Below are 13,368 nucleotides of genomic sequence, written 5' to 3' on the forward strand. Positions count from 1 at the left end.
GCGTCAGGAACGCCAGATGACCACGAGCGCGGTGTCGTCGTTGCCGCCCTTGCCGAGGGTGTCCACGATGCGCTCGATGCCCTTCCGGAAGCCCTGACGGGACCCTTGGGCGACCATCCCCTCGGCGGCGCCGAGGAGGCGGTCGACGCCGGCGTCGAGGTCTTCGCCGGGGGTCTCGATCAGCCCGTCGGTGTAGAGCATGATCGCGTCGCCGGGGCGCAGGCGGCCCTCCGCCGGCGTGTAGGTCATCTCGGGGATCACTCCGAGCACGACGCCCTTGGCATCGGTAGTCGACCACTGTCCGGCCCCGTTGTCGAACTGGACCGCCGGGGGGTGGCCCGCCGAAGTGATGAGGTAGTCGCCGGTCTGGAGGTCGATGCTCAGGTGCGCGGCCGTGACGAACCCCTCACCCTCGGCCGTGCGGACGAGGTGGTCGTTGCAGTAGGCGAGGAACTGCTCGGAGGGGACGGCGCCGAGCATGCCGCTGAAGGCGCCGGAGAGCAGCAGGGCCCGGGTCCCGGCGTCCACGCCCTTGCCGGACACGTCGACCAGGGCCAGGTCCAGGCGCCCGTCCTGGAGGCGGGACAGCAGGAAGTCGCCGCCGAAGGAGGACCCGCCCGCCTGGCGCAGCACCGCCCCGGCGCCCCACCCCTGCGGCAGGGCGGGCAGGGGGGNCGCGCAGCTCCAGCAGCATCTTCTCGCCGCCGAAGCCCTGCACGCCCAGGCGCTCGCGCACCCCCGACAGCAGGTAGGCGAGCACCCCGGCGACGCCGATGGTGACCGCCAGGCCGGGGCCGACCTGGCTGAAGTCCAGGGCCACGGCGGTGGCCAGCAGCGTGACGGCGACCACGCCCAGCAGGAATGCCAGGCTCTTGCGTTTGAGGAGGAGCCCCCCGGCGAGCACGGTGAGGATGACGGCGCTGGGCGGGAACCACCCGGGCGGCCCCCACACGGCCCCGGCGCAGATGCCGACGGCCAGCAGGACCAGGGTGATGAGCACCAGGCGGTAGCGGAAGAGCACCTTGCGCCTGAGGAAGGCGGCCGCGCGCTGCCAGAGGGACCGCGCACGGCGGCTGAGCTTCGCGGCGGGCGTGGAGTTCATCGTCCCCGCACCTTAGCGCGGGAAAACCGGTCGAGCACGCCGCCCCGGCGGCAAAAACGACAGCAAACCCGAAAAGGGACCATCCGATATCGCCCCAGCGTGCAGCCCGGAAATCGCGCAGAACTCCTCATGGTCAAGTATGGCCGGACGAGCGGGTGCGCGTCAGGCGACCGGCGATCTCACACCCGTTTCGGCGGAAAAACCATTCGCCTGCGCGCGGCTCCGGTAGTAGGAAACCGGCATGGACGACAACGCAGTCTCCGGCCCGCGGTGGCCGGTCCGCCCCATCGAGTCCGACGAGTTCACCGAGTTCGCCCGGGTGTGCGGGACGGCCCTGCTGTCCTCCCGCGACCCCGAGGACGAGGGGTTCCGCCGCCCGGTCACCGACCTGGAGCGCACCCTGGCCGCCTTCGACGGCGACCGGATGATCGGCACCACCGTGGTGCACCCGTTCACCATGGCGCTGCCCGGCGGGCCGCGGCGGGTCGCCGGGGTCTCGGCGGTGGGCGTGTGGCCCACGCACCGGCGCCGGGGCGTGCTCAGCACGCTGATGCGCCGCCAGCTCGCCGACATCCGCGCGGCCGGGGAGAGCGTGGCCGCCCTCTTCGCCACCGAGGGGGCGATCTACGGGCGGTTCGGGTACGGTCCGGCCGCCCGGTGCCTCGACGTCCGGATGGACCCGCGCCAGGTGCGGCTGCGCCCGGACGTGCCGCACGACCCGTCGCTCACCCTGCGTCTGGGCCCCCGGGCGGAGATGCGCAAGGAGATGGAGGCGCTCTTCAGCGCCGAGGCCGAGAGCCGGGTGGGCCAGTTCCAGCGCAGCGGCGCCTGGTGGGACCTGCTGCTGCGGGACGAGCCGGGCGAGCGGGAGGGGCACGGCCCCTGGCTGTGCGCCGTGGCCGAGGGGCCCACCGGCCCGCAGGGGTACGCGGTGTACCGGACCAAGGGCGACTGGGACGACGAGATGCCGAACGGGCGGCTGGAGCTGAAGGAACTGGTGTCCGCCTCTCCCGCCGCCGAGGCCCTGCTGTGGGGGCACGTGCTCGGCCGGGACCTGGTCGGGGAGGTGACGGCGCGCATGCTGCCCGCCGACTCCCCGCTGTTCTCCCTGGCCGCCGATGCCTACCGGGTGCGCGCCAAGGTCGGTGAGGCGTTCTGGCTGCGGCTGGTGGACCTGCCGCGGGCGCTGGAGGAGCGGGCGTACGCGGCGCCGGTGGACACCGTCCTGGAGGTGGCCGACCGCGACTGCCCGTGGAACGCCGGGCGGTGGCGGCTGCGGGCCGACGGCGCCGGGGCGGCCGAGTGCGTGCGGACGGAGGAGGAGCCCGACCTGTCGCTCGACGTGGCCCAGCTGGGCGCCGCCTACCTGGGGTGGACGAAGCTGAACGCGTACACGGCGGCGGGCATGGCGACCGAGGCGACCCCCCGCGCGGCGGCGAAGCTGGACCTGGCCCTGTCGATCGACCACGCGCCGTTCTGCTCGGTGGTCTTCTGACGGTTCCGGCTCCGGAGTCTCCGGCGATTCCGGCGGTTCCGGCGAGCGGGTCGGATGGCGTCCGCCGGAGCGGTGCTTCGTTCCGGGGGGTCTCACCCCTGGGAAGGGGGAGGGACATTCCGGCGGGAGGGAGATACCGCGATGAGCTGCGCGCCCCGGGGCGCTCGCGCGGGTCGGACACCGGCCCCGAGCCCCTGCGCGACCGGGCCACCAGGGCCGAGGGCGACGCCAACCTCTCCCGGCGGAATGAGCCCTCAGCCGACGGGAAGGCGTTGCTTCCGGCCCCCAATGAACCCGAAACGGAACACGGTGCGGCCTTCGGCGACCGTGACCGGCGCCGCCGGGGCGTGTCGGCGGGCGGGGGCGTCCCCGGCGCGCCTTCGTCCCAGAGGCGCAGAACGGCCGTGTGGGGCGCCCCCGAGTCGAGCCCGGTGGCCGACGGTGCACGGCCGGGGCCGTCCCACCGCGCACACGCCGCCGCTTCCCCATGTCTCAGGCGGTCCGGCACTTTTCAGCGGACGCGAACCGTATTACGGTCGCTGCAGGACGTCGTCCCCCGGGCGAGCTCCGGGGACGTCCCGCCCGGCGGGTCCGCTCCCCGGCAGCGCAGCGGGCCCGCCGATCGCCTTCGGCAGGCTTTCGCGGGGCCCCCGTCCTTCTTCACGCACCGGCCCCGCCGCCCCTTCCGGGAGCGGCCACCGGGCGTCGGCGGCGCCGGAACCGGCTACGGCAGCGGCGGAAGCTCGCCGGACTCCTCATAGCGGGACAGCATGTCGATGCGGCGCGTGTGCCGCTCCTCCCGGCTGTAGGGCGTCCCCAGGAAGCGCTCCACCAGCCGGGTCGCCTCCTCCAGGCTGTGCATGCGCGCCCCGATCGCGACCACGTTGGCGTCGTTGTGCTCGCGGGCCAGCACCGCCGTCTCCTCGCTCCAGGCCAGCGCCGCGCGCACACCCTTCACCTTGTTCGCGGCGATCTGCTCGCCGTTGCCGGAGCCGCCGATGACGATCCCCAGGGCGCCCGGGTCGGCGGCGACGCCCTCGGCGGCGCGCAGCACGAAGGGCGGGTAGTCGTCGACGGCGTCGTAGACGGCCGGGCCCGCGTCGGCGACCTCGTGCCCGTGCTCCTTGAGCCAGGCCACCAGGTGCTCTTTCAGTTCGAAGCCCGCGTGATCGGAACCAAGATAAACTCGCACGCCCCTAGTGTGGCAGGGCAGCGGCGCACAAAACGCCNGGGGCGGAGCGGGCCGCGGTCGGCCGTCGGCCTGCCTCAGAACACCAGGGTGCCGTTGGCGGCGTAGGCGACGCCCAGGCCCAGGGCCGCGAACAGGGCCATGGACAGGACCGCCACCACGTTCGTGACGACCATGGCCTTGACGTCCTTGCTCAGCGGACCGGCCTTGGACACTTCGGGCTTGCTGCTCACGTCACACCTCGACAGACGGGAACCGGGACATAACAACCGGGGCGAAACGCCACGGATCATCTTATGCGGCGGTCCCGGGTGCCCCGTCCGGCCCCACCCCTCACAGCTGGATGGCCTTGACCTCGCAGAACTCGTCCAGCCCGTGCAGGCCCCACTCGCGCCCCACGCCCGAGCGCTTGTACCCGCCGAACGGTGCGAGCGGGTTCACGCCGCCGCCGTTGACCTGCACCTGACCGGCGCGCAGGCGGCGGGCCACCCGCATCGCGCGGTCGGGGTCGCCGGACCACACCCCGGCCGCCAGGCCGTACTCGGTGTCGTTGGCGATGCGCACCGCGTCCTCCTCGTCGTCGTAGGCGATGACGGTGAGGACCGGCCCGAAGATCTCCTCCCGGGCGATGCGCATGTCGTTGGTGACGTCGGCGAAGACCGTGGGGCGCACGAAGTAGCCGCGCCCGGCCCCCTCGGGCGCCTCCGCTCCCCCGGCGGCCAGCCGGGCGCCCTCGGCGACGCCCGCCTCGATGTAGCCCCGCACCCGCTCCAACTGGGCGGCGGAGACGACCGGCCCCATGCGGGTGCCCTCCTCCTTCGGGTCGCCCGGGGCGTACTTGGCGGCGGCCTCGGCGGCCAGGGCGACCGCCTCGTCGTAGCGCGAACGCGGCACCAGCATGCGGGTCAGGGCGTTGCAGCTCTGCCCGGTGTTGCGCATGACGTCGGCGACCCCGGCCTTGACGGCGGTCGGCAGGTCGGCGTCGTCCAGCAGCACGTTCGGGGACTTGCCGCCCAGCTCCAGGGCGACCTTCTTGACGGTGGCGGCGGCGACCTCGCCCACCCGGGTTCCGGCGCGGCCGGAACCGGTGAAGGAGACCATGTCGACGCCCGGGTGTGCGGCGATCGCCTCGCCGACCTCCGGGCCGGTGCCCATGACGAGGTTGAACACGCCGGGCGGCAGGCCCGCGTCGTGCAGCGCCTCGGCCAGGTCGTAGGCGCTGAGCGGGGCGACCTCACTGGGCTTGAGCACCACGGTGTTCCCGGCGAGCATGGCCGGGACGACCTTGAGCACCACCTGGTGCAGGGGGTAGTTCCACGGGGTGATGGCGCCGACGACCCCGTAGGGCTCGCGCACCACCAGCGAGCTGCCGACCTCCTCGCCGGTGAAGTAGCGCTCGCCGACCTCCTCGGCCAGGTCCAGGAAGGTGGAGAACATCAGCAGCGGCAGGCCGATCTGGACCTTGGCCGCGAAGCGCAGCGGGGCGCCCATGTCGGCGGCCATGGTGCGGGCCATGCCGTCGGCGCGCTCGCGCAGCAGGTCCAGGGCCTTGCCCAGGGCTGCGCGGCGCTCGGCGACGGGCAGGGCCGACCAGCCGGGGAAGGCGGCGCGGGCCGCTTCGACGGCGCGGTCGGCGTCGGAGGCGTCCCCCGCGGGGACGGCGTCGATGACCTCCTCGGTGGACGGGTCGACGACGTCGATGGAGGCGTCGGAGGCGGAGGGCGTCCAGGCGCCCTCGATGTAGAGGGATCGCATGCCGCCCACCTTCCCAGAACACTGTTAGGTTAATCCGTCCGGGGACCCGTATCGGGGCCGCGCCGGGCGGTGGCCGGGACCGCCGAAGGAGCGGACGGGGCGGTATCCGCTGGAGCGGTGTGGTTCTCGGCGGCCGTGACCGCCGACGGGCAGGAAGCCGGTCAGCGCACCGACACAGAGGCAGGACCGCCCCAAGGCCATGACGACCGCGCAGGATTGGTCGGACGGAGATTCCACGGACGTGACCGCGGACGAGACACGAGGGCAGGTACGCGGAAGCGCCCTCCGCAGCGGGCACCACCACAAGGCGCCCGCGGATCCTTCGGCCGCCATGGGCGGGCGGCCGAAGGCCGACCGCCGACGGGCAGGAAGCCGGTCAGGGCGCCGCCACTGACGCAGGACCGTCCCACGCCCGTGACCGCCCGTGACGACCGCGCCGAGCCGTCCGGACGGAAATGACACCAACCCGGCGGACGTGACCGCGCCCGCCGCCGCGCACCGCATGCACCGCATGGGCCGGGAACGGCCCGGCCCATGCGGGCCTCGACCGGACGGGCGCACCCCACGACACCGCGCCCGGATCAGCCCCAGTGCGGCGGGCGGTCCTCCAGCAGACGGGCCACGTCGTCCTCCTCGTACTCGCCCCACGACGAGCCGCGCTCGTCGTCGGTGATGTCGGGCAGGACGGGCGGGCCGTCGTCGAAGTCCGACAGGTCGACCCGCCGCTCGTCGTCAGGTCCGCTCATCGCCGGTCCTCCCGGGCTGTTCTCCGTGCGGCCGACCGCCCCGGCGCCCTCCGGCGCCGGAGCCGCGCGGCCGCGCATCGTCTCGTGCGTCGTTCCGGTGCGTGTTCTCAGTCGAAGATGGGGTCCCGGGTGCGGCTGCGCTTCAGCTCGAAGAAGCCGTCGGTCCCCGCGACCAGGAGCACGCCGTCCCACAGCCGCCCGGCCGCCTCGCCCTTGGGGGCGGGGGTCACCACCGGACCGAAGAAGGACACCCCCTCCACGGAGATCACCGGTGTGCCGACCTCTTCGCCGACGCGGTCGATCCCGTCCTTGTGGGAGGCGCGCAGGGCCTCATCGTAGTCGGAGGACTCGGCCGCGTCGGCCAGATCGGCCGGCAGGTCCAGCTCCTTGAGCGCCTCGCGCACCGGCTCCGGGCCCAGCTCCTGTCCCTGCAGGTGGATGCGGGTGCCCATGGCGGTGTACAGCGGTCCCAGGATGTCGGGGCCGAACCGCTGCTCGGCCGCGATCGCCACCCGCACCGGCCCCCAGGCCGACCGGAGCAGGTCGCGGTAGCGCTCCGGCAGGTCGTCGCGCCCCTCGTTGAGGACGGCCAGGCTCATCACATGCCAGCGGGCCTTCACCGGCCGGACCTTCTCGACCTCCAGCAGCCACCGCGAGGCCAGCCAGGCCCACGGGCAGGCCGGGTCGAACCAGAAGTCCACCGTCTTCGTCTCGCTCATCGCTCCGCCCTCGATCTCCGGGTCGTCAGTGGGGGTCCCCGGGCGGCCCCGGGGCCGCCCACGCACCACAACCCCGCCGCCGCGCCCGGCATTCCGGTTCCGCATCGGCGGTCGGGAAGTGGCAGGATCAACGGCGGAAACCGAATCACAGGGGCCGCCGGGCGCGAACGGCGCACGGGGGCCGTTCGTCGAGTCCGGCCGGCGATGACGGCGGCCGTGAAGGGAGCGGTACGTGGCGGGCAACCTGACACGCGACGAGGCACGCGAGCGCGCAAGGCTCCTCGATGTCGCCTCCTACGACGTCGAGCTCGACCTGACCACCGGGGACACGACGTTCGCGTCCACCACGGTGATCCGCTTCGACTGCAGCGAGCCCGGGGCCTCCACCTTCGTGGACCTGGTGGCCCCCGAAGTGGAGTCGGTGGTGCTCAACGGGCGCGCCCTCGACCCCGCGCAGGTCTTCGACGGCGGGCGCATCGCGCTGGACGGCCTGGAGGCCGCCAACGAGCTGACCATCGTCGCCAAGGCCGCCTACATGCGCACCGGCGAGGGCCTGCACCGGTTCGTCGACCCGGTCGACGGAAACGTGTACCTGTACACCCAGTTCGAGACCTCCGACGCGCACCGCATGTACACCTGCTTCGACCAGCCGGACCTGAAGGCCCGGTTCGAGCTGGCGGTGACCGCGCCCACGGACTTCGAGGTGGTCTCCAACAGCGCTCCGGACACCGAGCGCGCCCCGGTCGAGGGCCGCCCGGACGCGGTGCGCTGGCACTTCCCGGCCACCGACCCGATCTCCACCTACATCACCGCGCTCATCGCCGGGCCCTACCACGTGGAGCGCGACTCCCACGACGGCATCCCGCTGGGCGTCTTCTGCCGCGCGTCGCTGGCCGAGCACCTGGACGCCGACGCCATCTTCGAGGTCACCAAGCAGGGCTTCGACTTCTACCACCGCGTCTTCGGGATGCGGTACCCCTTCGGCAAGTACGACCAGCTCTTCGTGCCCGAGTTCAACGCCGGGGCGATGGAGAACGCCGGGGCGGTCACCTTCCTGGAGGACTACGTCTTCCGCTCCCGGGTCACCGACGCCCGCTACGAGCGGCGCGCCGAGACGATCCTGCACGAGATGGCGCACATGTGGTTCGGCGACCTGGTCACCATGCGCTGGTGGGACGACCTGTGGCTGAACGAGTCGTTCGCGACCTACTCCAGCGTGCACTGCCAGGCCGAGGCCACCAAGTGGACCGACGCCTGGACCACCTTCGCCAACGTGGAGAAGGCCTGGGCGCTGCGCCAGGACCAGCTCCCCTCCACCCACCCCATCGCCGCCGACATCCCCGACATGCAGGCGGTGGAGGTCAACTTCGACGGCATCACCTACGCCAAGGGCGCCTCGGTGCTCAAACAGCTGGTGGCCTACGTGGGCGTGGACGCGTTCTTCGAGGGCGTGCGCGAGTACTTCAAGGAGCACGCCTACGGCAACACCGAGCTGTCGGACCTGCTGCGGCAGCTGGAGCGGTCCTCCGGGCGCGACCTGTCGGACTGGTCGCGGCAGTGGCTGGAGACGGCCGGGGTCAACACCATGCGCCCCGAGTTCACCACCGACGACGGGGGCCGCTTCACCTCCTTCGCCGTGCTGCAGGAGGCGGCCGAGGACTACCCGACGCTGCGCGACCACCGCCTGGCGGTGGGGCTGTACGACCGCACCGACAAGGGGATCGTGCGGCGGCGCCGGGTCGAGCTGGACGTGCGCGGCGCCCGCACCGAGGTGCCCGAGCTGGTCGGCGAGGAGCGCCCGGACCTGGTGCTCATCAACGACGACGACCTGACCTTCACCAAGGTCCGCCTGGACGAGCGGTCGCTGCGCACCGTGGTGGAGGGGGTCGGCGAGATCGCCGAGTCGCTGCCGCGCGCCCTGTGCTTCTCGGCGGCCTGGGACATGACCCGGGACGCGGAGATGGCCGCGCGCGACTACGTGCGGCTGGTGGAGTCGGGCATCGGCGGGGTGCACGACGTGTCGGTGGCCCAGATGCTGCTCCGCCAGGCGGTGTCGGCGCTGGTGAACTACGCCGACCCCGAGTGGGCGCCGACCGGGTTCGACCTGCTGGCCACCAAGCTGCGCGGGCTGCTGACGGCCGCCGCGCCCGGCAGCGACCTGCAGCTGGTCTACGCGCACGGGTTCGCCGACGCGGCCGTGTCCGACGAGCACCTGTCGCTGCTGCAGGGGCTGCTGGACGGTGCGCTGGAGGTCGAGGGCCTGACCGTCGACACCGACCTGCGCTGGACGCTGCTGCGCCGCCTGGTGGCGCGCGGCAAGGCCGGGGAGAAGGAGATCGCGGCGGAGCTGGAGTCCGACCCGACGGCCACCGGCGAGCGGTTCGCGGCCGCGTGCCGGGCCGCGGTCCCCACCGCCGAGGCCAAGGCGGCCGCCTGGGACCGGATCACCGCCGGGGACATGGCCAACGCCGAGTTCCGGGCGACGCTGCTGGGCTTCACCGAGCCGTCCCACGGCGAGCTGTGCCGTCCGTACGTGGAGCCGTACTTCGCGCGGCTGGGCGAGGTCTGGGAGAACTGGACGAAGGAGTTCGCCCAGTCCTTCGCTGAGATCGCCTACCCCTCGCACCTGGTGGAGGAGCAGACGCTGCGCCGGACGGACGCCTACATCGAGGCGCAGAACCCGGCCCCGGCGCTGCACCGCCTGCTGATCGAGGGCCGGGCCACGGTCGAGCGCGCGCTGCGCGCCCGCCGCCGCGACGCCGAGGCCGCCGAGTAGCCGGGTGAGCGCGCAGGGCGTGTTCCTCGGAGACCTCCCGATGAGCGGGCAACAGTCCGGGGCGGCACTCGCAAGCCGGGGCGCGACGTCCATCCTGGTCGGCCGGTCGAGCGTCCCGGCGCAGCGGGCACCGCTCCGGTGGCCGCGGGCCGAGAACGGTCCGAGGAACACGCCCCAGGGGGTGTTCCTCGGGTCGGGTCCGTAGCGAGCGGCGTCCAAGTGCGTCCATCGCATAGCCGCTGTGTTCCTGAAAAGCAGGGGAGTCGGCCTGAGCGTGCCGTCGACCGATGGGAACGCGGCGAGGGGCGTGCCCGGGCGTCGCGCAGTAGGGCCTGACCCGAGGAACACCACAGCAAGGTTGATGGGAGATGTGTGCCCCGGTCAGTGGTTGTAGGCCACCACCGGCAACCGTTTGACCGGGGCACCGGTCAAACGGTCGTGCCCGATCGCGGCGTGGAGCGCGCACCCCCTCCGGCCCACCCCGGCCCATGAGCCCCCGGCCGTCCACCCGGCATGGCGCTCCGGCCTTTCAGGGTCCAGACCACCGCCCCGCCCCCTGGCGCACCCGGCCCGCACACACCGGCCACGGGCACCCCTCGCCGTGTCCGCGGCTGATGCAGAGTTCCCCATCGGCGATCCAGCCGACGGCGAGCGGCCGAGACGGCGGGGCCGGGGTCTCCCCCGGCCCCGCCGTGCGCGTATGCGGGCCCTCCTCGGGCGCCCTCCCGTTCACCCTCCCCGGCACAGGCCGGCCGTGACCGGCTGCAGGGCGCGGCGCACCGCCGCCGACAGGTGCGGGTCGGCGAAGAGCTCGTCCAGCAGCACCGGTTCGCCCTCGGCGCTGGTCAGCGGCATCCGCCAGTTGGGGTACCCGGTGGAGGTGCCCGGCTGGTTCTGCATGCGCCGGTCCCCCACCAGGTCGGTCAGGGCCAGGCCGACCAGCTGCGCCGGGGTACGGGCCAGGTAGGCGTGGAGCGCGGCCACCACGGTGGACGGCGAGGAGACGGGGTCCACCCCCTCGTCCAGCAGGCCCAGCTCCACCAGGCGGCGGCGCCAGGCCTCCACCTGCGCCTCGGCCTCGGCCCGCTCCTCGGCCACGGGCCGGTCGAGCAGCCCGAGCCGGTCGCGCAGCTCCACGTGCTCGGCGGTGAGGAAGGAGGCCACCGGCGGCAGGTCGTGCGTGGCGACGGTGGCCATGCAGGCGCGCCGCCAGTCCTCGGGGCGCTTGGGGGCACCGTTCTCGTCGCGCTCGAACCAGAGCACCGAGGTGCCCAGGACGCCGCGCTCGGCCAGGTGGTCGCGGACCCACGGCTCGACCGTGCCCAGGTCCTCGCCGACCACCAGGGCGCCGCTCTCCTGCGCGGTGAGGAGGAGGGAGCCCACCATGCCCTCGTGGTCGTAGCGGACGTAGACGCCCTCGGAGGGGTCGGCGCCCTCGGGGATCCACCACAGGCGGAACAGTCCGGCGACGTGGTCGGCGCGCACACCCCCGGCGTGCCGCATGGCCTGGCGCAGGGTCTGGCGGAAGGGGGAGTACCCCTCCTCGGCCAGGCGCACCGGGTGCCAGGGCGGCTGCGACCAGTCCTGGCCCTGCTGGTTGAAGGCGTCCGGCGGGGCGCCGACGCTCACCCCCTCCACCAGGGTGCCGCGGTACATCCAGGCGTCGGCGCCGCCGGTGCGCACGCCCACCGCCATGTCGTGCACGATGCCCACCGGCATCCCGGCGGCACGGGCGCTGGCCTGGGCGGCGGCGAGCTGGTCGTCGAGCACCCACTGCAGCCACCGGTGGAAGTCGACCTCGGGCCACCGGCGCAGGGCCCGCGCCCCCACCTCCTGGCCGGAGACGTCGCGCAGCTCCGGGGGCCATGCGCGGTAGTCGGGGCCGTGCTCCTCGGCCAGGGCGCACCAGGTGGCGTACTCGACCAGCGGGGCGCCTTCGCGCTCCAGGTAGGCCTGGAAGGCGGCTTCGCGCGCGGGCGAGCGCGGCACCTGGTAGAGCGCTTCCAGGGCGGCGCGCTTGGCGCTCCACACCGAGTCGCGGTCGAGGAGGTCGGCGGTGCGGCCGCGTTCGCGCAGGGGGCGGGCGAGGCGCTGGACGGCCTCGCGCTGGGTGGGGTCGAGCCGGGCGTACTCGGGCACGTCCTCGACGCGGAGGTAGATGGGGTTGGAGTAGCGGCGGCTGACCGGGAGGTAGGGGGAGGGTTCGAGGGGGATCTCGGGCTCGGCGGCGTGGACCGGGTTGACGGCGGTGAAGGCGGCGCCCAGGTCCCTTGCGCTCCAGTCGGCGAGTTCGGCCAGGTCGCGCAGGTCGCCCAGGCCCCAGGAGGCGCGGGAGCGGATGGAGTACAGCTGCGCGGTCAGGCCCCAGGCGCGGCGGTCGCCCAGGGCGCGCGGGGGCTCCAGCCGGTCGGGGACGACGAGGAGCGGGGCGCTCTGGGCGATGCCGTGGCACTCGGCGTGCAGGGAGTGCACGCCGGTGGGCAGGTCGGGGCCGGGGCGGGCCCAGCCGCCGTCGGCGAGCTCGACCCAGGAGCGGGCGCCGTCGGGCAGCGGTATCCGCGGCGAGCGCCCGGCACGGGCGACGACGGCGGGGGGCAGCATGCGGCGGGCCTGGTCGGCCCAGTGGGCCTCCAGGGAGGCGCGCGGGTCGGAGGCGTCCACCCCCAGCGCGGCCAGGACGTGGCGGAGGGTGTCGGCACCGACGCGCACACGGCGGCCCCGCCAGTCCTCGTAGGTGGTCGCTACGCCGTGCTCTTCGGCCAGCCGGGCCAGGTCCGCATCGCTCACAGCACACGATGATGCCGCATGGAGGGGCGTTCGGGCCTTGAACGCCATGCACCGTTCGGGACCGGAAACAGACGGGACCGGGTCCGGTTCGCCGCATAGGCACTCCTGCCAAGCGCTCCGAGCAGCGACGTCGTCGCCCGCATGGGGGACGCGCGGCAATGGATCAGGCGGCACCTCGGGCGCGGAAGAGCGCGAACTCCGGTACCGCGCCGCCCACCCGGACCGTCCGGGACCCGGTGGACGGCAGGCGGGGCCCGGGAACCGCTTCCTCCGTTGCCGCCCCTCGCGGTGACCATGCACACGCCCGGTAGCCGACAGCGCTGCCGCAGGGGCCGCCCCTCGCCCCGGCGGCGCCTCTCCTCTGCTCCGCTCGTCGCTGCGCGCCTGTTCATCGGATTGCGGACACGTCGTCGCGGCTAAACATGGGATCCTTTAACAATAGGACGAATCCTGTGATTGAGTAGGACAATGCTCCAGTCCTACCGACGGCTGTTCGCCGTGCCCCGGCTCGGGGGGCTGCTCTTCTGGTCGCTGGCGGCCCGGCTGCACATCGGGGGCATGCCGATCGCGGTCACCTTCCTGGTGGCCGGGTGGACCGGCTCCTATGCGCTGGCGGGACTGGTCGCCGGGGGCCTGACCGTGGGCACCGCGCTCGGCGGGCCCATCCGCGGGCGGATGGCCGACCGCCGCCCCAACGACCGGCTGCTGCTGTACTCCGCGCTGGTCTACGGCGCCGGGCTGGCCGTGATGGCGTTCCTGCCCGCCCGGTTGTGGTGGGCGGCGCTGCCGCTGGCGGTGG

At 73.7% G+C, this 13,368-nt stretch carries 8 protein-coding genes and 2 pseudogenes; 3 read left to right on the plus strand and 7 right to left on the minus strand.

The window, feature by feature from the left end; all coding sequences use genetic code 11:
* Positions 1-3: 3 nt before the first annotated feature.
* Positions 4-1,102: pseudogene (locus tag D476_RS34450) on the minus strand (PP2C family protein-serine/threonine phosphatase).
* Positions 1,103-1,343: 241 nt separating this feature from the next.
* Between D476_RS34450 and D476_RS0124995 the strand changes: the two are divergent.
* A complete protein-coding gene (locus tag D476_RS0124995; protein ID WP_017626652.1) occupies positions 1,344-2,597 on the plus strand; it encodes a GNAT family N-acetyltransferase in 1,254 nt (417 codons plus the stop codon).
* A 724-nt stretch (positions 2,598-3,321) separates the two neighbouring features.
* Here the strand turns inward: D476_RS0124995 and D476_RS0125000 are convergent.
* The 5 genes from D476_RS0125000 to D476_RS0125020 form a co-directional block, all read right to left on the minus strand.
* Positions 3,322-3,789 (minus strand): ribose-5-phosphate isomerase, encoded by a 468-nt coding sequence (locus D476_RS0125000; RefSeq protein ID WP_026123838.1) that lies wholly within the window; start codon positions 3,787-3,789, stop codon positions 3,322-3,324.
* A gap of 74 nt (positions 3,790-3,863) precedes the next feature.
* Positions 3,864-4,019 carry a hypothetical protein gene (locus D476_RS38275; RefSeq protein WP_017626654.1) on the minus strand — a complete coding sequence of 52 codons (156 nt, stop codon included), beginning with the start codon at positions 4,017-4,019 and terminating at the stop codon, positions 3,864-3,866.
* Positions 4,020-4,119: 100 nt separating this feature from the next.
* The gene (locus D476_RS0125010) at positions 4,120-5,541 is read right to left on the minus strand and encodes an aldehyde dehydrogenase family protein (RefSeq protein WP_017626655.1); all 1,422 of its coding nucleotides are present in this window, start codon (positions 5,539-5,541) and stop codon (positions 4,120-4,122) included.
* A 581-nt stretch (positions 5,542-6,122) separates the two neighbouring features.
* Complete coding sequence (locus D476_RS38280; protein ID WP_192826423.1) at positions 6,123-6,287, minus strand: hypothetical protein; 165 nt, start codon at positions 6,285-6,287, stop codon at positions 6,123-6,125.
* Between the two features lie 107 nt (positions 6,288-6,394).
* Positions 6,395-7,006, minus strand: coding sequence for a mycothiol-dependent nitroreductase Rv2466c family protein (locus tag D476_RS0125020; protein ID WP_017626657.1), 612 nt, complete (start codon positions 7,004-7,006; stop codon positions 6,395-6,397).
* Between the two features lie 232 nt (positions 7,007-7,238).
* Here D476_RS0125020 and pepN point away from each other — a divergent pair, with 232 nt between their 5' ends.
* Positions 7,239-9,782 (plus strand): aminopeptidase N, encoded by a 2,544-nt coding sequence (gene pepN, locus D476_RS0125025; RefSeq protein WP_017626658.1) that lies wholly within the window; start codon positions 7,239-7,241, stop codon positions 9,780-9,782.
* 729 nt (positions 9,783-10,511) lie between these two features.
* Here the strand turns inward: pepN and malQ are convergent.
* The gene (malQ, locus tag D476_RS0125035; protein WP_017626660.1) at positions 10,512-12,569 is read right to left on the minus strand and encodes a 4-alpha-glucanotransferase; all 2,058 of its coding nucleotides are present in this window, start codon (positions 12,567-12,569) and stop codon (positions 10,512-10,514) included.
* Between the two features lie 468 nt (positions 12,570-13,037).
* On the opposite strand from malQ, the pseudogene D476_RS34460 reads away from it, so the two are divergent.
* Positions 13,038-13,368: pseudogene (locus D476_RS34460) on the plus strand (MFS transporter); the annotation flags it as partial.

The organism is Nocardiopsis chromatogenes YIM 90109, from assembly GCF_000341185.1.
GTDB lineage: Bacteria > Actinomycetota > Actinomycetes > Streptosporangiales > Streptosporangiaceae > Nocardiopsis_A > Nocardiopsis_A chromatogenes.